Raw genomic sequence first — 18738 nt, forward strand, 5'->3', positions numbered from 1 at the left:
TAAGTCTAATTGGTTAATTGTACACAAAGAACATGAGGTGAACGCATTCTTAAAATTTCAATACACAATATAATATATGATTTATATGATTTTTACATTCGATAAAAACGGCAATTTATTACCAGGAATCCATTTAGTTACTTGGGAGGAAATTGAAGAGTATCTAGCTTACAATAAACGCCGACAAAATCTTTTATCTGGACTCAAACAAGGGTGCGAGATATTAAAGCAATGCGGTTGTCAGAGAATTTATATTGGTGGAAGTTTTGTAACTACTAAAAGATGGCCTAACGACTTCGATGTTTGTTACGAAAAAAATCAGGTAGATTTTAAACTCTTGCAAAAACTAGACCCTATTCTATTAAAGTCTAGCAACGGAAGGTTTGAACAGAAAAATAAGTATCGTGGTGAATTTTTTATAGCTAATTTACAGGTTGATCCTTTTACTACGTGGTTAGATTTTTTTCAGCAAGACAAGAATAAAAATATCAAAGGTATCGTAGCAGTTGATATTTAACAATAGGCGGCGAAATATTTTTCGCTGCGGTTGATTATTCAACATTCAACATCAGCAATAAAGGAATACATTGGCATTACCTAATTAATTTTATTTATTAGGTAATGCTACACACAAACAAATGATTTGTAGGTTAAACACTATGATTTTAAATGAATGGCAATACAGTATTACTAAGGCAGAAATGAAAAAATTTGAGTTAGCAATAGCTCAACTTAAAAGTAACCTAGTGCCAGAAGATGAAAATGAAAAAATATGCTACGAAGCTTATTTAGAATCTTTACAAAGCCAAATTGAGGAATTTACTCAAGAGATAAAAGAGTACGAACATCTCAAAAATAATCAAAGTCAAATTGAGCGATTGGAATATGATAGTTTAGAAAAATTACCAGAAGCACTCATCAAAGCGCGGATTATTCGTGGACACACTCAAGAGAGTTTTGCCAAACTTTTAGGAGTTAAACCTCAACAGGTGCAACGTGATGAAGCAAATGGATATGCTAGTGCTAGTTTAACAAAACTTTTGAAAATTCAACACACTCTCAATTTAGAGATTCGGGAGGAAATTATCTTTAAATAAATAAGTGTCAATTTACTTTGACTTCCATATCTACACCATCATTTTTCAATTGTCCATCTTCCATGTAAATAATCCGATCAGCTATATCCAGAATGCGGTTATCATGGGTAACTAATAAGATAGTACAATTTTGTTCTTTTGCTAACATTTGCATTAATTCCACCACATCTCGTCCAGATTGTTTATCTAATGAAGCTGTAGGTTCATCTGCTAATACTATTTTAGGATGACTAACTAAAGCGCGGGCTATGGCTACCCGTTGTTTTTGTCCACCCGATAAATTCTCTGGATAGTCATTAATATGTTTTCCTAAACCAACGTGTTCTAACATCGCTGTAGCTTTGCCATTAATATCACCTTGGAGGTAATTTTCATGCAATTCTAAAGACATTCTGACATTTTCTTTAGCTGTTAAAAAACTCATCAAATTATGTGCTTGAAAAATATAACCAATTTGGCAACGTAATTTAGTTAATTGTCTTTTACTTGCACCAGACATTTCCTGTCCTAATATTTGTAAACTGCCATTTTGGGCAGAACGTAAACCCCCCATTAATGATAGTAGGGTAGTTTTGCCCGAACCAGAAGGACCAGTCATAATGACAATTTCCCCTGCCTTAATCTCTAAATTAATGTCGAATAATACTTGTTTTTGCAGCGCACCTTTACCAAAACAATGATTAAGATTACCAACAGAAATAACCGTTTCTGAAGTAGAACTAACTGGGGTAGCAATGCTGGAAAAATCTAGTGACATAGTTCCTTACCTTTGAATTTTAGTGCGAAAATAATAATATTGAATTTCTGTCGTAGGGTGGGCAATGCCCACCCTACGTATATTTAAAAAATCAAATATTAGTAATCTTAAAAAATATCCGCAGGATCAGCAGAACGGAGTTTTTGCATAGCAATTGCTCCAGAGATAGTACACATAATTACAGTTAAGATAAAAACATTAATTGCTCGATCTACCTTCATATAAATTGGTAAAAGAGTTGCGGCAAAAGTTACTTGATATAGTCCGAAAGATAGAAAAAATGCAGGTAAATAACCCAAAGCAGCTAATAATAATGCTTCTTGTAATAAAACTCCTAATAGATAATTATCTGTATAACCCATTGCCTTGAGAGTTGCATATTCTGGTAAGTGATCAGAAACATCGGCATAAAGAACTTGATAAACAATAACAATACCCACAATAAAACCGACTATAACACCCAACCCAAAAATAAAACCAATACCTGTACCAGTAACCCAATAAATTCTTTCTTTTTGGGCAAATTCTTCAGGAGTACCAACTTCAACAAAGGTATTTTGGGGATCTGGATTTAATCCTTTTTTCAATTGTGCTTTGACTTGTTCAATATCAGCACCGGGTTGAAGTGTAATTAAACCAATTTCAATTTTATCTGCTTTATGAGTAGGAAATAATTGCAAAAAAGTAGAATCACTAACCATAACATTCCCATCAGCAGCAAAGGAAGCACCATTTTTAAATAAGCCCTTGACACTGACATTTTTGCCGCTTAATTCGGCGTTAAACTTCCCAGTTGCTCGAAAAATACTGCCAATTTCTCCATATTCTGGACGACCAGCTTCATCAAATAAAACTTGATTCAATTGTTTAAGATAATCTTTATTTGCTTGCAATTCAGGCAATTTCAAACCAGCGGTAGTTGGATCTACACCCCAAACTAAAATAGCTCGATCAAGTTTTGTTTTAGGGTTACGCCATTGTCCCGTACCAACGTAAATAGAACTAACTGATTTTACGCCGTTATAACTTAATGCTTGATAAAGTCTTTCTCTAGAAAAGCTTTTAACTGAAATTAGAGTTTGAAATTGGGGATTAATTAATACTAAATCTGCTTGTAAATTGCGATGAGGTTGGACAGCAGCATCAAATAAGGCACTTTCAAAACCCATTTGAATAAATATTAGCATATCCGCAAATGCAATTCCTGCCACTGCAACTAATAGCCGCGTTTTTTCCTTCATCAACTGTCGCCAAGCTAGGGGCGTTTTCCGAAACATTTTATTAATCATGAATTTTCTTTTGTTGCGCCTTGATGGGAAAAAAATTACAATTTAATTGCTGTTTGCACTTGTAAATTAGTTAAGCCGGAAACTTTTTTACTATCTTCAGGATTGAGGTGAATTTTTACTTCGACAATGCGACTGTCTAAATTTTCTCCTGGTTGATCACCAAAAACATTTTGGCGTTTGACTTGTAAACCAATTTGCTGGACTGTACCTTGTAATTCTCCAGTAAATCCTTGACTGGTAATTATGGCTTTTTGTCCTAATTTGATTTTGCTAATATCGGTTTGATAAACTTCTGCTACTGCCATCATTTTACTAGTTTGGGCAAAATCAACAATGCCTTTATCATCAGTTTTTTCACCGACGTGGGTATGAATTTTGAGAATTTGTCCGTTTATGGGAGCGCGAATATAAGCTGCTTCTAGTTCAGTTTTTGCTCGATTTAAATTAGCGATCGCACTTTCAATTTCTGTTTGCGCTAACTGCACATCTACAGGACGAACTTCAGCAATACTATTGAGTTTACCTTGAGATTCATTAATTTGTTTATTACTAGTAGCATTAATACGATTGAGAGCAACTTTAGCTTCTGCTAATTGTTTATTGGCTGTAGTATTAATGCGGTTGAGAATAGCTTGAGATTCACTTAATGTCTGTTTAGCAGTTTCTACATTTAAACGTTTACTATCAATTACAGAATTAGAAATTGCCCCTTCAGAAAATAACTTTTTATAGCGTTTATATTCTGACTCTGCATTTTTAAATTCTGCGGTTAGTTTATTAATAGTTGCTGTTTGGGCAATTATATCACCTTCCCATTGGGCTGATATGCGGGCAATATTTTCCTGTTGGGATTGTTGATCTCCTGCATATTGTGCCTTAATTCTCTCCACAATTGCTGACTGTTCTTGAATTTCTCCTGATTTAGCACCAGCTTTAATTTGTGCGAGTTTAGCTTTAGCAACTTTCACTTGTTGCTGGGATTGAATCACAGATTTTTTTAATAGATCACGGGATTGTAAAATAGCAATTACTTGTCCGATTTTAACATTATCACCTTCTTTAACTAATACTTCAACAATGCGATCGCCATCTAATGCTAAAGGTGCAGATAACTTAATTACTTCTGTGACTGGTTCTAGTCTTCCTAAAGCAGTAACTATTTGCCCAATAGGGACAATAGGTTTTGATTCAGTTACAGAAGTTTTACCCATTTGACCAAAATTAGAAACTCCATAAACAGCAACTCCTATGGGAATTGCACTAGCTGCAAGCATTAAACCAATTAAACCTGGACTTGGAGATTTAAACAACAGTTTATAACTCATCTGAATTCCTCAAATAATAAAATAAATTTATCTGCATTTATTGATGGTTAATTATTGATTTTAACCGGAGTTTTTGGTTTATATATATTGTCACCATCTCGCCTAAAAGTTGGCATTGTTGAGGAAAATCAATGTTTTCATTTCCCCATAATTTTTCGAGAACGACACCATTCACAAAACTCAAAACAAAAGATGCTAACACCACATCTGGAACACCTAATAAATCACAGGCTACTTGCTGACATCGTTGATTAGCTCGTTTAAAAACAGTGCTATTACTCAACATTATTTTTGAGTCTTGATGTTGACAAAAATCCACCCAAACATAAGTCCACTTAATTAAGTAATCCTCATTTTTAACCAGGTATTCTCCCAAGGCTGTCATCAATTCTGATAAGTTATTTTTGTCTCTAAACTCTGTTAAAGCTGCAATAATATCCTGCTGACAAATTTCTTCTACCAATTGCTCAAATAAAGCTTGTTTGTTGGGAAAGTAATGATACAGCGTCCCCGTTGAAACCTTTAAACCCCCAGCAATTTGCCGCATAGTAATGGCCGCATAGCCTTTTGCAGCAAATAAATCAAAACATTGTCCGAGTAGTTCTTTGCGGTATTGTTCATGATCAACAATTTTCGGCATAGTATGCCTCGGTTTTATATTGAACGTTTGTTATATTAAATAATAAATTAGTTCTTAAGTATTTGTCAATATATCTTTACAAATTAAATGTCCTCAATTAAAACGGGGTTTTTACCTGTAAGTGCAAGATTTTTTCTACATGGGGATGCTGAAACCTCAACTCCCTTGCGTGCAGATATAATCTACTAAGATGATGATGATTACCATAGAGTTTATCCCCTAAAATCGCCATTCCCAGTCCTCTTGTATCCGCAGCATGAACCCGTAATTGATGAGTCCGTCCAGTTAAGGGGACAAATTGCACACGAGTATAATCTCCTTCCCTATCCATAACGCGGAAGTGAGTTAAACTAGGTTTACCCCGTTCTAAATCCACTTCTTGATAAGGGCGATTGTCAGGGTTTCCCCACAAAGGTAAATTAATTTCACCTTCTTGAATATTTAGAGAACCTGCAAGCAAAGCTTCATAAACTTTATGAACTTGTCTTTGCTGAAATTGTTGACTTAATCGAGAATAAGTAATTGTATCTTTAGCTATTAAGAGAATTCCAGAAGTATCTTGATCTAAACGATGTACCGCGATTATTTCTTGATGATATAGAGAACGTAAACGACTAATTACACTATCTTGATTATGAGAATAACGTCCAGGAACAGATAATAATCCTGATGATTTATTCACAGCAATTAGCCATTCATCCTCATAAATTATTTCTACTTTATTTGGCTTTAATCCTGATAATAAAAATCCCATTAATGGCTGACATCTTTCTAAACAAGCACCGTAGAATTCCCCTTGTCTTTTATCATCGCTCGGAGAATTACCCCACCAAAATTCAGCCATTGCTAAAGGTTTTAGTTGATGAGTAGCCGCATAATGTAATAATTTAGGAGCGCAACATTCTCCTGTTCCAGTTGGTGTTCCTTTTGGTAATAATTGCTGTAAAGATAAAGATTGTCCCTGAAAATTAGTCAGGCTATAAGCGGCGTGCATTTCTGTTTGTAATTGTCGAGATAGTTGTTTACGCTGTTGTTTTAGTTCCGTGATTTTCCTATCTGCGTCCGCTATGATTTGCTGTAAAGGCTGTAAAATTTTATTTTGACGACGTTTAATATTTCGGCGGTCAATTCCCTGCTGACGGCTTTCTGTTTCCAGTCTTTCTAGGGCAATTTTTAGAGCTTCATCTGTAAGAGTGTGACAAAATTTTTGGCGTTGTTCCTGTCGTTGCAGTTTGCTATGATCATGGTGTAAACTAATAGCTTGTAACTCTTGGGTATATTCAGTAGACAGAGTTTTATATTCTTCTCTTTCTGGAAGTTGCCCAAGGGTAATCATTTCTTGTTTAATGGCTGCTAATTTTGCTAAAGTCTGAGTTTCTAATAAAGCCACCTGTTCTCTACCAGAAATTGGTAAAACCCAACCTGTAACCATACTATTACCATTTAATAAACCAGAAAATGCTTTAATAACTTTTTGTTCACCATTGGGTAATTCAACTAACAAAATACCATACATTTTTCCTTCATGGGAATAAAGATGATTTTGCTCAAGTTGTTGCATTAGACTATTAGCTATAGCTTCGGCTAAAGGGGTGCGGGGTAATCTTAGTATTTCGCCAGTTTGGGGACACCTTCCTTCATAGTAATAGTTAGGACGTGCATCAGAAAGGGTAAAATTAGATCTGATAAAATCTGAAAGCGGATGAAGAACAATCATAGAATATATATAGTATGATAAATCATTTTATAATTAACAAATTTTTGTTTAGATTGCTTGTTCTCATCAGCAAACTTTTCTTGATATGGATGTTAGTATATTTTACCATACCTCTAATTATTCTCACACCAGAAGCTATCAATAATCCTATCGGTAATTTTATTATGACCTTGGGATTTTTGTTTTTACCATTTTTCCTCATATATTTTTTTGTAGAGGAGGATATGAAAAAAGTTTCTCAGTATATTGCTTTATTCACAAATAATCAACTTTATCAAAAAAATATTTCTAAATTTATTGCTTCTATAGCTAAGTATGCGATTCTGATAATAATATGTTTAATTCCCTTCTTATCTTTTTTGTCCTCATATCAAATTCAAGATTGGATTTATTGGCATCCTCAACATAGACAAGAAAATTATACTAAATTGGGTCAATATTTACAAGCTAAAAACTGGGAAGATGCTGACAAAGAAACACAATCATTAATGTTGAAAATCACTAATAGAGAAAATAAGAACTGGTTAAGTACCAGAGCTATAGAAACTTTTCCTTGCGAAGCATTACAGAATATAGATAAATTATGGTTAAATGCTAGTCAAGATAGATTTGGATTTAGTATACAAACTGAAATTTGGAAACGTGAAAATAGTGGTCAAATTAATTTTTATGATGAAATAGATCATAAATTTCATCAAAAAGTAGGATGGAAACAAGAAAGTATAAATAATACAAAATCTAATTTAAAATTATCCACAGATACCCCAATAGGACATTTTCCTAAACCTGTGGGAACATCTTTTGGAAAAGCCTGTGTAGGTAGTTTAGATAGGCTTTGGTTTGGACAATCAATGGGTTGTTATCAAAAAATATTTATTCGCATAGATAATTGTCAACCCTTGGGGGGAATTAAAAATTAAATTTATATTCCCTCTTGATCAAGTTAACATTAAATCGGCGGTTAGAAACCGCAACTACACAGGCAAAACCCACCTTCGTGGGTTAATATTCAAGTAAATTTAATTAAGCCTGTGTTAAAATAAATATTTATCGGAACTTTGCCAAATGCGTAATCCACAAAATAACCACATTAAAATTGATCCGGCTACTCTGGTTTTAATCGGGTCTGCTTTGATACTATTACCACTATTACTCGCTGGTTTTTTAGGTCAATAGACTATCTGCAAAATCAAAATTTGGTTATTTCCATTGACTGAAAATAACCATCAATTACAAGTAATTTTTTTCGTAACATTTAAATATCAACATTGATCTTTTCTATTTGTCTAGCTGCTTTATCCCACAGCTTCGCGGTTTCCTCATCATTCCAGTGAGTTCTCAGATTTTCCGCTTTTTTGTGGCATATCCGCTCTAGCATTTCTAAAATTGCAGCTAGTGTTAATTGCTCGACTAACCCTTCTAAAGCACTCATGTATTCTTTCATTACAAACACCCCTTTAATTTCTACTGGAAATTGAGGCAATTTTTCAAAATTTCTGAGTTCAACATCAATACAAGAAGTATAAATTCTCGTCAATTAGTTGTAACTTTTCTATTATCTACCTAATGAGTTGTAGAATCTGCACTTCTTATTAATTCTCTACATTATTTAATGTCTGATATAGCGGTTCTTTTGTTGAGTGAGATACAAGAACCCCACCCCCAACCCCCTCCCCGCTTGCGAGGAGGGGGCTATGATGCAGCTCATAACAGCAGAAAGTGCTGTAAGCTGTTCCGCATTTAAATTATATAACCTGTTAGGAGTCTAAATATTGTGGGGTGGGCATCCCTGCCCGCCCGAATATTTAAATTAGGTGCGTTTTAGCTTACAAACGAACTAATTATTAGAGATCATTGTTCCTAGTGCAGCTATAAACTTATCCACGCTTTCAGGACGACTATTAAAACCCATCAAACCCACACGCCAAACCTTACCAGCAAGTTCACCCAAACCGCCACCAATCTCAATATTATGCTCAATTAACAACTGCCGAGCCACAGACTTACCATTTACTCCTTCAGGAATACAAACAGTCGTTAAAGTTGGTAATCTGAATTCCTTCTCCACGTGCATTTTTAAACCGATATCTTCCAAACCTTCCCACAGATACTCGACATTTTTTTGATGCCGTTGCCAACAACTTGCTAAACCTTCTTCTGCCACCAAACGCAAAGCTTCCCTTAAACCATAATACAAATTAATTGGCGCGGTGTGGTGATATGTGCGATCGCTTCCCCAATATTTCCCCAACAAAGTCATATCTAAATACCAGTTTGCCACCTTCGATTGACGCTTGTGCAACTTCTCCATGGCCCGCGCACTCATGGTAAACGGTGACGCACCTGGAGAGCAACCCAAACCCTTTTGGCTACAACTATAAGCCAAATCAACGCCCCACTCATCCAAAAAGATAGGAACACCACCCAAACTGGTAACAGTATCTACTAACAACAAAGTTCCATGTTGACGACACAATTCCCCCACACCCTCCAAGGGTTGACGAGCGCCTGTGGAAGTTTCTGCATGAACTAAAGCTAAAATTGCTGGTTTATAGGTAGCTACTGCGGCACTGATTTCCTCTAAATTGAAAACTTGTCCCCAGGGTTTAGTAATAGTTCTGACATCTGCGCCATATCTGCCTGCCATATCTACCAAACGATTACCGAAATAACCAGCTACACAAATTAATACCACCTCACCCGGTTCGACAGAATTAGCTAAAGTGGCTTCCATTGCGGCTGTACCCGTGCCACTGACGGCGATAGTATGGGGGTTTTCTGTTTGCCATGTGTAACGCAACAGAGATTGAATCTCATCCATCAGGGTTAAAAAAGCCGGATCTAAATGCCCTACAGGTGCAGTATTCATCGCCTGTAATACCGCTGGATGAGTGTTGGAAGGACCTGGCCCCAATAAGAGACGGTGGGGAACATCTAGGGGTTCGAGTCCTAAACGCTGACTATCGTTGATGGAAAAAGCGAATGTCATAAACTTAATTTATGTGAGATGAAATTGTAATTAATCGCATCATATAGCGGTATGTGGTCAATGAGTATGCCGAAGTGCGACTAATTAATTAAGTTCCATATTTTCTCTCGCGCTATTCAATTATACGTTTTGTTAAAAATAGAAATCTCTATAATCTTGTTTTGTTCCCTGTTATCCAAACTGATTGGTAACATATTCTATCACATCGTTTTGTATTGTGAATCCGTTTCCATTGAATTCAATCAAAGATCGCAATTTCAAACTCTCTAGTATTCCCAATAGTTTCTGGGAAGTAACAGGGGGAATAATCTCGTTTAGTAATTCTGGCATTAATATGGGTTTGCGGTGAATTGCTAAGGAATAGATCACGGTTTTATCTAAATCTGATAAGCGTTGAAATTGTTGATCTAATAAATCGTAAATATCGCCAAAGACGGTGACATCGTGGGCTAAAAAAATATCAATTTTGCTAGAAAATAGAAAATGAATAGTGGTGGCGACAATTTTCAGCATGAGGGGATTTCCGCCATAGTGATTATGTAATGTTTGCCATTCTGCTTGAGTTTCGTCAATGCCTTCTGATTGTAAAATCTTGAGTCCGTCTTCAGGAAGCAGCCCTTTCAGGATCAGTAATTTAATCGAATTGGCTTTTTTCTCTAGTAGACTAAATGCGATGGGTGGTTCTCGACTGATGATAATTAAACAACTTTTGTGGGTAGACTCCCCAATTGTTCTAATCAGTTGTCCATAGCTTTCAAACCCTTCTCGATAAGATCCCCCTCGTTCTCCCCATTGCAGAATGGATTCTAGATTATCCAAAACCAGCAAACAACGAGTTTGATGGAGATACTGCATTAACTTTGATATTAGTTGATCTGGAGATTTTGGTAAATTAATGGCTTTCTGGTCAGAGAGGATGTGAATTAGATCAGTTAAGGTTTCTTGGACAGTGGGAGCATGATGAAGAGATCGCCAAATGACATACTTAAATTCTGATAATGACGAGTCTGTGCTTTTGGTAAAGCCTTGCATTAACTTGGCTATGAGAGTGGTTTTGCCCATACCACCCATACCTAACACCATGATTAATTGACAGCGATTAACCTGAATCCACTGGTTCAATGTTGCCAGTTCTGCGGTGCGTCCATAGAAAACGGAGACATCGGGGGCTAAACCATAATTTCCATAAGGCTGAATTTGAGGCTGTAGAGGTTGGATAGGGAATTGTGTTGAGTGTGTTTCTTGTTTAACTAATGGGACGGGAAGAGATGATTGATAATCATCAGCCTCTAGCACCAGATTAAATGCTTTGAAGCATTTGACTAGAGACTTTGTATCAACTCTGACGTTGCGGTTAAAAATTTTGCATAAAGTATGAGGGTCTAAGCGAGTCTGTTCATAGAGATTGTTTAGGGTAAATCGCTTGCCGTTATTTTCACTATATTCCTTTATTTTTATGGCGTTCTCAAGTTTATTTAAACCTTGAATCGTGAGGATTGACCCACGTTTACGTTTTCTTGGTAGATCCATGAGTATAAAATATAAATTTTTTTAAGCAAGGCCGAATAGGGCAAGAGGATTAACTCTAACCGTCGGAAAAATGACTGATTTCCGGGAAAACGGTATTAATCTGACAAGAGTATAAAGATACAACTAAGAGATTGAACAGAGTATAGCGGTTGCTTGATGTGTTTATCAATACAGCATTTTGCAAAAAGGGGAAGTTTTAACAATTTGAAATAATTCTACGGTCTAATTTGCTTACAGTCTCAACGCTTGAAAGGGTTGTGGTAGAGGAGTGAGAGCGATTATTTGTCAGGATTCTTAAGTTCCGTTGCTTAAGTTGGCAAACTTCCATTGCTAAATGGCGTGTTAAGTAAGAAACTGGTGCGGTTAGTCTAATAGAAGACAAAATAAAATGTTAATGCGTGTAGCTATTAGAAATTAGCAAGGAAGTACCCATTCATGACAGAGCCAAGTAAATTGCCTGATCAAGCCGCTGTAACTGATTCAATCAAAGCGCCCGGTCAAGAGGTTGTAACTGAGGGAATGAAAACTGTAAATGAGTTAGCCAAAAAGCTAACCAATGAGATTTTAATCTTTTTGTCCGTCTACCTAATACTGCTAGTTATCCTGACGATACTTGGAAAACCAAATGAAAAACTTAATATAGTATTCTATTTTGTACCTATTCTGGCTGTTATTTCCTATTTATATCTTGAGAGTAAAAAGTTTGAGGATAATGACAAGATAAGAGACCAAGCATACAAGTTGAGAGAATCAGATAGTGGAAGTAACAAAATAGATATAGATAATGCAGAAATAGTTGTAGCACGTCTAATAGAGTCCAATATTAATTTAACTCCAGACCAAATAAAGGCGATACGGGCGATTGTGAATATTAGAAATGCAAAAAACGTTGACGCGCGTGCTGCTGTACTCAATGCAAGTGAACTATCACAAAATATAGAAAAACTACCGGAAAAAACCCGTATAAATTTGGCAAGTTTAGTATCCGATATTGAAAAGTTGGATGATAAAGATAGCGATATCATGGGCATTGTGATGAAAAATATAGGAACAATACCTAAAGAAAAATTACCTGATTTAAAGAATGCTGTGATTAAATTACTTTAAAAAACATTTTTATGACTGATTCAGTTAAGACTAAGACAATTACAACTCACCAAGAAACTATTGCATCTCTCTTTAATCCTGGTGATTTTGTGGAAAGAAAATGGCTTTTAAAAGAGATTGAAAGGCATTTTGAAGAAAATCCTGGCAAGCAGCATTTGATTATAGTTGGTGAACCAGGAAGCGGTAAAACTGCTTATCTAGCTTATCTAGCTAATCATTGGAATTGTCCTCGTCACTTTATTCGATTTGATGCTGTCAGTAGTGTAACTGGCATTGATCCTCGGTCATTTCTACTTTCTATTGGTTCACAACTTTACGAAAAATATGGTGAGCAGATTTTTGATGAGGCAGGTTCTTTAGATGTTTCTTTAACAGGTGATTCTATTACCCAAGGAAGTGACGTTAACTCGGTTATTATTAAGAACTTATTCCGTTTACCCTGGCAAGAACCTTTAAAAGCTAATGTAAAAATTGAATTAAGAGATGTATCAAATACTAAAGTAACTGGTGTACAGATTCAAAATGTAGTAAATACAGCATTAGCTCTTGATGAAGAAACATTGCTGCACTTGGCTGTACTCGATCCTATTAAAAAAATTCAAAATCTGCCCCTAGCTGAAAAAGATAAAGAAGTAACTATTTTGATTAATGCTCTGGATGAGTTATCTGAAGGTTCAGGTAAGAGCATTTTAGATGTTATTCCACGTTATAATGATTGTCCAAAGAATTTGCGTCTAGTGATGACTTCTAGACCGATAGAAAAAGTAAAAACAACATTTTATAAAACCGAAGATTTTATTGATTTTAACCTGCATGAAACACAAGTTAAGGCTGACATAATAGAATATATCCAGAAACGTATAAATGAAGAGCGGCTTTGTAAATTAGTTAATAATGAAATAAATAATACAAAAAATACAAAAGATAAAATTATTGATGAAATTCAAAAGAAGAGTGATAATAATTTTCTATATCTTTATCATTTTTTTGAGCAGGTAATACAAGAAGGTAAATTAGATATAAGTAAAATTCCTAAAGGACTTGATGAAATATATAGATTTTTCGTACTGAATAAAATCCGCGAAAACATACATACCTAATACAATTAAATTTAGTGTGAAGTTTACAAGTGGAAGGCTAAGGATTCCATCGGGATTAATTACGGCGTGGAAGCAAGACAAAGATAACATTTTTGATGTTAATGATAAGGAATCTGAATGTGGAACAAAAGTAACTGTAATAGTAAAAAATCCTGACACTATACAGCAATACCTTTCTGATGAAGCTAAAAGATTCGGTACTGAGATTAATCAAAATAGCATTATTAGTACAAAACCAACGGATGATAAAGATTGGGTAAAAAATTATTTGCCAATTGTAGGCATCCTTGCCGTTGCTAAAGAAGCCCTAACTCAGCAGCAAATAGCTGATTTTTCCACTATACAGATTGGCTATATTTCTTCTATAATTATTACCATTAAGCAATTTTTAAAAGAAACTGAAGGTGATACAGCATTTAGTTATCGCTTTTATCATAATTCGTTAAAAGAATACTTATTAGACAATAAACGTAATAGGGCTTATCTATTAATCGAAAAAGACTATCATGATAAAATTGCATCCTATTACAAAGAAATATCTAATTCCTGGAAAAACATAAATTTAATAGACCACTATGGATTATTGCATTTACCTCAACATTTAGCTGCTGCTGGACGGGAAGAGGAACTTTACACGCTGCTGACTGCTTCCCCAGACTGGATGAACCGGAAACGTGATGTATATAAGAGCGATCGCCCTTATGTCAATGATCTGGAATTAGCGATCGCTAAATTTAAAGATACTGTACCCCCAGAACAATTGCTAACCATCATTAAGCTTAATGCTGCTCTGCAAGTAGTATATCAGCGCGGAAGTAGTTATGACGATAGGGCTTTAGAAACTTTGGCGTGGTTAGGAAGAAAAGATGAAGCATTAAGTTATGTTCGTTTACGTACTGATCCTGAGCAAAAGTTGAACGCTTTATTGATTATATATCATGGGTTGCAAGGTACTGATCAATCTGATTCTACTATTTTAGATGAAGCGACAAAACTTGCAGAGGATGAAATTGAAGACGATTCATGGTCAATAACAAAAATTTTGCGAGATTTGGTAATTGCTTTAATTAGAACTGGACGATTAGTCAAAGCAGAAGAAATATTAAATAAAATTAGAAATGAGAGTTTTGAAAAGATAGAAGTATTAGTAAAGTTGGCAACAGGTTTAGGAGAAATTGAAAAACTCAACGAAGCTGAAAATATTATAGAAAAAATAAATAACGCTGACTCTAAATTTAAGGCTTTTTTATATTTAGCAACTACTTTAGCTAACACTAAAGAAGCTAAAAAAGCCGAACACCTGTTTAGCTTGGCTAAAAAACTTATAGAAACAGCAGACTGGAGTAACGTCTTCCCAGAATTATCGCTAACTTTAATTAAGTCTGAAAGATTGCTAGATTTAGCAACAGCTTTAGCCCGTGCAGGATATAAAAAGGAAGCGAATTTAATATTAAATAAAGTTCAGGAAATAGCAGATAAAATTGAAGATAAAAATAATGAAGAACGATTAGTAATTTTGGGAAATCTGGCAATTTCACAAGCACAACTTGGGGATAAATCGGCCAGTGAAGCCTTGTTGGTCGAACTAAAAACACTTGCCGATGGAATTAAAGAAAACAACAAAAAGAAAGCAGAATTGTTACAGTATCTGGCAACTGTCTTAGCAAAAGCTGGGAATATACAGCAGTCGAGAGAAGTTTTCGAGGAAGCCATGAATATTTCCAACGTCATTGAGGATGCTTGGGACAGAACAGCAAGATTACGGACATTCACCGAAAATTTAGTCGAGGCTGGGTTTATAGAGGAAGCATTCGCATATTTTTTAAAGGCAAAGGAAGCTATACAACATATTCCTAATACCAATAAATTTGCGAAAGCAGAGGAATTACGAAGATTGGCAATAGCTATAGTTAAAAGTAAGTATCTTGAAGAAGCCCGTAAAGCTTTTAATGAAGCCGAGGAACTCGCACCGAATATAGAGCAAGGTGAGTATACTGAAGAAGTTCTAAGTCAATGGTCAGTAATCTTAGCAGAAGCTGGTTTTAGGGAGAAAGCACAAGCACTTTGCCATAATATTCAGAACTCCGCAGCAGCGAAACAAGAGATGGATAAATTCAGGAAACGTGCGGAAAGAATGATAGAACTAACTGAAAGGTACGATCATGATAAAACTTTAAGAGAAGAACGGGATATCTTTTTACAAGAAATAGATCAAGCTGTAAACTCAGAAGTGAAAAAAATTGCTGAGACTGCCATAAAATCCAAATATTTTATTTGTCAAGATTTGCTAGGTTTGGTAATAAACATAGCTCAAGGAAGGGAATTTCGTATAGCCAGAAAAGTTGCATACGCTATTGAAGAAGACTGGAAGCAGATAGGGGTACTGAGAGAATTGGCGGACATTGTAGCTTGGCTTGGTTACTTTAAGGAAGCATTTATCATTAGTGGACTAAAAAATGGATTGATTCAATTTTTAGATGACTTAAGCCACTGGATCTGCTCTTATAAAACCGTTGAGCAAACGTTATCCCTGGAGATACTGCAAGAAACTACACGCATTTTTGGTTGGACATATCCATATTGGGCAGGAATTTCCAAACAGTTAATTTCTAACAGTAATGAAGCGGAGTTTCCAAATAGGAAAAAAACCTTAACAAGTTTCAATAGCCAAGAAAAGGAGGAGCTAGATCCCCCAAAATTATACATTATCAATATTTTCCCCACTATCCCTCTTGAACAGATTCAACGCTTTGAATCTTGTATTGAGGAAGCTGTTGATATTCTTTACCAGAATATCGAATCAAAAAGTCTTGAAAATTTTGAAGAAGCTGTACTGAAGCAAATTATCCAGAGCCTTAGTACGAAAATATCTTCTAACAATTCAATTCGATATTAATTTTAATTCCACAAATGGAGTAAAAACACATGAAAAAATCACAGTCTTGTTTGCTTCTTGTATCTTCAATTGTCACCCTATCTATTTTGAGTGTGGCGGATATTGGTTCTGCTTTTCCAGCCCGTGTACGCAGAGACAATCAGGTTAAATTAGGTTGGGGTAAGTTTTATGGAAAAAACAGAAGACTTGAGATAGATCGATGCGATCAACGTACTTGCACCGTCATACGTAAGGGAATGATTTATTCCGATAAAATTGAGAAAACATATCTTTGTAGTGATGTCAGAGATATTCAAAACTTTAGTGGTATTGGTCCTTGTAAATTTTTCACAAATGCTTCAGATCAAACAATCGAGATAAATGATCAAGATTGTAAGAAAATCTCCAATATATCAAAGATTCAGATTGATCGGTTACTAATCAAGCTGGAAAATGAAAACATAGCACCATCTGACGAAAAAAGTTCCAAATTGGAGAAAAATATCATTGAGACTCTTTATCCTCGATGCACACTCCCCGACCAGCCCAATAATTCAATCTAAAATCAAGTTCAGGAATGAGAATTACAGCATTTTGCATCTAAATTGAACATATTGTAGAGACGTTTTATCAAACGTTTCTACAGAGTTTCATTAAACAGAGCCACTATTCCAAGTGACATTAATGTGTGTGCAATTTCAGTGGAATGGAAAAGATCAAAAATTTGTAACCCAATTAGAAATAGGAGAAATTCATGTTTTATTCTGAAGGTTTTGATTTAGATATCGCTCTTGAATTAGGTCAACTAATTAATAATGCTTACCAACAATACGAACAACGCGATAATGATTCCCAGTCACAGACATGGCAGCCTGATGGTTACACTATAAGAACCACATTTAAATCTAAGCAAAATGAAGATACTGTCCCTTTTGGATTTGTTGCAGAGAAAAATAGTAATGTCTATATAATTTTCAGAGGAACAAGAACAGCTTCTGAGTGGACTGATAATGCCGAGATAAATCAAACAGAATCACAATCCATTGCTGATTGGGGTGAAAGTAAAACAACTGCTGGGTTTAATGACATTTACAGTGAACTATCCCCAAATATTATTTCAGATTTAAAAGATTTAAAGAAGATATCAGCACAAAAGAAAATCTTTGTTTCTGGACATAGTTTAGGTGGAGCTTTAGCTACTTTATGTGTCGCAGACATTTTGACAAAAACTAACTTTAAATCAACTGATTTAGAACTATATACTTTTGCTAGTCCACGGACAGGTAATATAGAATTTGCTACAGAATTTTTATCTCGCAAAATATATTCTTGGCGTATTTTTAACACTGAGGATATTGTTCCTTATTTACCATTGGCAACACTGAATCTAAAAACAGAAGCATTCGGCTTGCAAAAATTTGGCGAAAAATTTGTTGCCAATATTTTAGAAAAAGTCTTCAATTTACCAGAGTCCATAATGGGTAGTGATTTGACTTTTCAGCATATTGGTATCCCGATTGCAATTACGTTTCAATTAGGGAACATTCCTGACAATCATAACCTAGATAAATATCTGGAAATCTTATCTAAATCTTCTAATTTATATTAAATCAACCAAATCTCAAAGAGAATAACAAATGAGCAATATAGCAAAAACTGAACCAAATAATCGTCCCAACCTCCAAAAAGGAGACAAAACAGAGTGGGTTGTCTTTCTTCAAGATATATTAAATGGATGCATTTTAACCAAATCAATCCATTCTTAGACAATCCAGAATTAGTTATCCAACGACTCATTTTACCACCAGCATAATTATCGCAATTTCAACAAACCCTATTTAATTGTCTAGTTCCGCTGCCAACTGATACTTTTCAAGTCGGAATAATAGATCATCATATAATTCATCAAAAGTCATACAGTAGACTTGTTTAGAATTTAGAATTAGGTTTTTCTGTCGCCATTCCAGCCTCTTTTTCTCTCTAGGTTCTAAATGCTCATTTCTGCCAATAATTAGCAATCCCATATAGTCAATATTTCTGGCAGTAAACCTATCTTCAAAAGCATCTGTTTTTTCTAAATCGTCCAGTTTCCAAAACCAATCTAAAATCTGGGTGAATCCTTTTTCAAATCTGGAAGACCATTCAGGAGTATTTTGATCTGGAAACAAATATGCTGTTAGATGCAGCATCTTCAAATTCCACAAAACAATAGGATTTTTTAATAGAATCTCCAATTACTAAGTAGGTTGGCGTTAAAAATTGTCGTTATGACAAGGGAACAGGGAACAGGAAGAGAGTTTTGGGCGATTTTA

At 35.2% G+C, this 18738-nt stretch carries 17 protein-coding genes; 8 read left to right on the top strand and 9 right to left on the bottom strand.

The genetic code is table 11. The annotated features are described in order from the left end of the window. Positions 1-85: 85 nt before the first annotated feature. Both EZY12_13480 and EZY12_13485 read left to right on the top strand, forming a co-directional pair. Positions 86-517 carry a hypothetical protein gene (locus EZY12_13480; GenBank protein QSX70660.1) on the top strand — a complete coding sequence of 144 codons (432 nt, stop codon included), beginning with the start codon at positions 86-88 and terminating at the stop codon, positions 515-517. A gap of 142 nt (positions 518-659) precedes the next feature. After that, positions 660-1097: a helix-turn-helix transcriptional regulator gene (locus EZY12_13485; protein QSX65882.1), complete on the top strand. Its 438-nt coding sequence runs from the start codon at positions 660-662 to the stop codon at positions 1095-1097. A 7-nt stretch (positions 1098-1104) separates the two neighbouring features. Here EZY12_13485 and EZY12_13490 read toward each other — a convergent pair whose 3' ends face one another. The 5 genes from EZY12_13490 to EZY12_13510 all read right to left on the bottom strand — a co-directional run bounded on the left by EZY12_13490 (position 1105) and on the right by EZY12_13510 (position 6825). After that, positions 1105-1854 (bottom strand): DevA family ABC transporter ATP-binding protein, encoded by a 750-nt coding sequence (locus tag EZY12_13490; GenBank protein ID QSX65883.1) that lies wholly within the window; start codon positions 1852-1854, stop codon positions 1105-1107. A 107-nt stretch (positions 1855-1961) separates the two neighbouring features. After that, positions 1962-3143, bottom strand: coding sequence for an FtsX-like permease family protein (locus EZY12_13495; GenBank protein QSX65884.1), 1182 nt, complete (start codon positions 3141-3143; stop codon positions 1962-1964). 35 nt (positions 3144-3178) lie between these two features. Then, positions 3179-4468, bottom strand: coding sequence for an ABC exporter membrane fusion protein (locus EZY12_13500; GenBank protein QSX65885.1), 1290 nt, complete (start codon positions 4466-4468; stop codon positions 3179-3181). A 37-nt stretch (positions 4469-4505) separates the two neighbouring features. After that, the gene (locus EZY12_13505) at positions 4506-5108 is read right to left on the bottom strand and encodes a TetR/AcrR family transcriptional regulator (GenBank protein QSX65886.1); all 603 of its coding nucleotides are present in this window, start codon (positions 5106-5108) and stop codon (positions 4506-4508) included. A gap of 97 nt (positions 5109-5205) precedes the next feature. Next, positions 5206-6825 (bottom strand): RluA family pseudouridine synthase, encoded by a 1620-nt coding sequence (locus EZY12_13510; protein ID QSX65887.1) that lies wholly within the window; start codon positions 6823-6825, stop codon positions 5206-5208. A gap of 89 nt (positions 6826-6914) precedes the next feature. Between EZY12_13510 and EZY12_13515 the strand changes: the two genes are divergently transcribed. Next, positions 6915-7745 (top strand): GUN4 domain-containing protein, encoded by an 831-nt coding sequence (locus EZY12_13515; GenBank protein QSX65888.1) that lies wholly within the window; start codon positions 6915-6917, stop codon positions 7743-7745. Positions 7746-8080: 335 nt separating this feature from the next. Here EZY12_13515 and EZY12_13520 read toward each other — a convergent pair whose 3' ends face one another. The 3 genes from EZY12_13520 to EZY12_13530 form a co-directional block, all read right to left on the bottom strand. Further along, positions 8081-8269: a hypothetical protein gene (locus tag EZY12_13520; protein QSX65889.1), complete on the bottom strand. Its 189-nt coding sequence runs from the start codon at positions 8267-8269 to the stop codon at positions 8081-8083. A 393-nt stretch (positions 8270-8662) separates the two neighbouring features. After that, on the bottom strand, positions 8663-9814 hold the full coding sequence (locus EZY12_13525) for an alanine--glyoxylate aminotransferase family protein (GenBank protein ID QSX65890.1): 1152 nt from the start codon (positions 9812-9814) through the stop codon (positions 8663-8665). 171 nt (positions 9815-9985) lie between these two features. Next, complete coding sequence (locus tag EZY12_13530) at positions 9986-11344, bottom strand: NACHT domain-containing protein (protein QSX65891.1); 1359 nt, start codon at positions 11342-11344, stop codon at positions 9986-9988. Positions 11345-11779: 435 nt separating this feature from the next. Here EZY12_13530 and EZY12_13535 point away from each other — a divergent pair, with 435 nt between their 5' ends. The 5 genes from EZY12_13535 to EZY12_13555 all read left to right on the top strand — a co-directional run bounded on the left by EZY12_13535 (position 11780) and on the right by EZY12_13555 (position 18035). Continuing rightward, positions 11780-12451, top strand: a complete 672-nt coding sequence (locus tag EZY12_13535; protein ID QSX65892.1) for a hypothetical protein — start codon at positions 11780-11782, stop codon at positions 12449-12451. Between the two features lie 11 nt (positions 12452-12462). Then, entirely contained in the window at positions 12463-13551 is a 1089-nt protein-coding gene (locus EZY12_13540; GenBank protein ID QSX65893.1) for a hypothetical protein, read from the top strand. A gap of 16 nt (positions 13552-13567) precedes the next feature. Further along, positions 13568-16447, top strand: a complete 2880-nt coding sequence (locus tag EZY12_13545; GenBank protein ID QSX65894.1) for a hypothetical protein — start codon at positions 13568-13570, stop codon at positions 16445-16447. Between the two features lie 29 nt (positions 16448-16476). After that, on the top strand, positions 16477-16989 hold the full coding sequence (locus EZY12_13550; protein QSX65895.1) for a hypothetical protein: 513 nt from the start codon (positions 16477-16479) through the stop codon (positions 16987-16989). A 191-nt stretch (positions 16990-17180) separates the two neighbouring features. Continuing rightward, complete coding sequence (locus tag EZY12_13555) at positions 17181-18035, top strand: lipase family protein (GenBank protein ID QSX65896.1); 855 nt, start codon at positions 17181-17183, stop codon at positions 18033-18035. 229 nt (positions 18036-18264) lie between these two features. Here EZY12_13555 and EZY12_13560 read toward each other — a convergent pair whose 3' ends face one another. Continuing rightward, positions 18265-18615, bottom strand: a complete 351-nt coding sequence (locus tag EZY12_13560; protein ID QSX65897.1) for a DUF4263 domain-containing protein — start codon at positions 18613-18615, stop codon at positions 18265-18267. Positions 18616-18738 lie beyond the last annotated feature (123 nt).

It is taken from the genome of Dolichospermum sp. DET69 (genome assembly GCA_017355425.1).
Taxonomy (GTDB): Bacteria; Cyanobacteriota; Cyanobacteriia; order Cyanobacteriales; family Nostocaceae; genus Dolichospermum.

Excerpts from the sequence above, each read along its gene's own strand:
- EZY12_13485 (QSX65882.1), top strand. The coding sequence starts at position 660 with ATGATTTTAAATGAATGGCAATACAGTATTACTAAGGCAGAAATGAAA.
- EZY12_13495 (QSX65884.1), bottom strand. The coding sequence starts at position 3,143 with ATGATTAATAAAATGTTTCGGAAAACGCCCCTAGCTTGGCGACAGTTG.
- EZY12_13530 (QSX65891.1), bottom strand. The coding sequence starts at position 11,344 with ATGGATCTACCAAGAAAACGTAAACGTGGGTCAATCCTCACGATTCAA.
- EZY12_13540 (QSX65893.1), top strand. The coding sequence starts at position 12,463 with ATGACTGATTCAGTTAAGACTAAGACAATTACAACTCACCAAGAAACT.
- EZY12_13505 (QSX65886.1), bottom strand. The coding sequence starts at position 5,108 with ATGCCGAAAATTGTTGATCATGAACAATACCGCAAAGAACTACTCGGA.
- EZY12_13515 (QSX65888.1), top strand. The coding sequence starts at position 6,915 with ATGTTAGTATATTTTACCATACCTCTAATTATTCTCACACCAGAAGCT.
- EZY12_13525 (QSX65890.1), bottom strand. The coding sequence starts at position 9,814 with ATGACATTCGCTTTTTCCATCAACGATAGTCAGCGTTTAGGACTCGAA.
- EZY12_13490 (QSX65883.1), bottom strand. The coding sequence starts at position 1,854 with ATGTCACTAGATTTTTCCAGCATTGCTACCCCAGTTAGTTCTACTTCA.
- EZY12_13535 (QSX65892.1), top strand. The coding sequence starts at position 11,780 with ATGACAGAGCCAAGTAAATTGCCTGATCAAGCCGCTGTAACTGATTCA.
- EZY12_13555 (QSX65896.1), top strand. The coding sequence starts at position 17,181 with ATGTTTTATTCTGAAGGTTTTGATTTAGATATCGCTCTTGAATTAGGT.
- EZY12_13520 (QSX65889.1), bottom strand. The coding sequence starts at position 8,269 with ATGAAAGAATACATGAGTGCTTTAGAAGGGTTAGTCGAGCAATTAACA.
- EZY12_13500 (QSX65885.1), bottom strand. The coding sequence starts at position 4,468 with ATGAGTTATAAACTGTTGTTTAAATCTCCAAGTCCAGGTTTAATTGGT.
- EZY12_13550 (QSX65895.1), top strand. The coding sequence starts at position 16,477 with ATGAAAAAATCACAGTCTTGTTTGCTTCTTGTATCTTCAATTGTCACC.
- EZY12_13510 (QSX65887.1), bottom strand. The coding sequence starts at position 6,825 with ATGATTGTTCTTCATCCGCTTTCAGATTTTATCAGATCTAATTTTACC.
- EZY12_13560 (QSX65897.1), bottom strand. The coding sequence starts at position 18,615 with ATGCTGCATCTAACAGCATATTTGTTTCCAGATCAAAATACTCCTGAA.
- EZY12_13480 (QSX70660.1), top strand. The coding sequence starts at position 86 with ATGATTTTTACATTCGATAAAAACGGCAATTTATTACCAGGAATCCAT.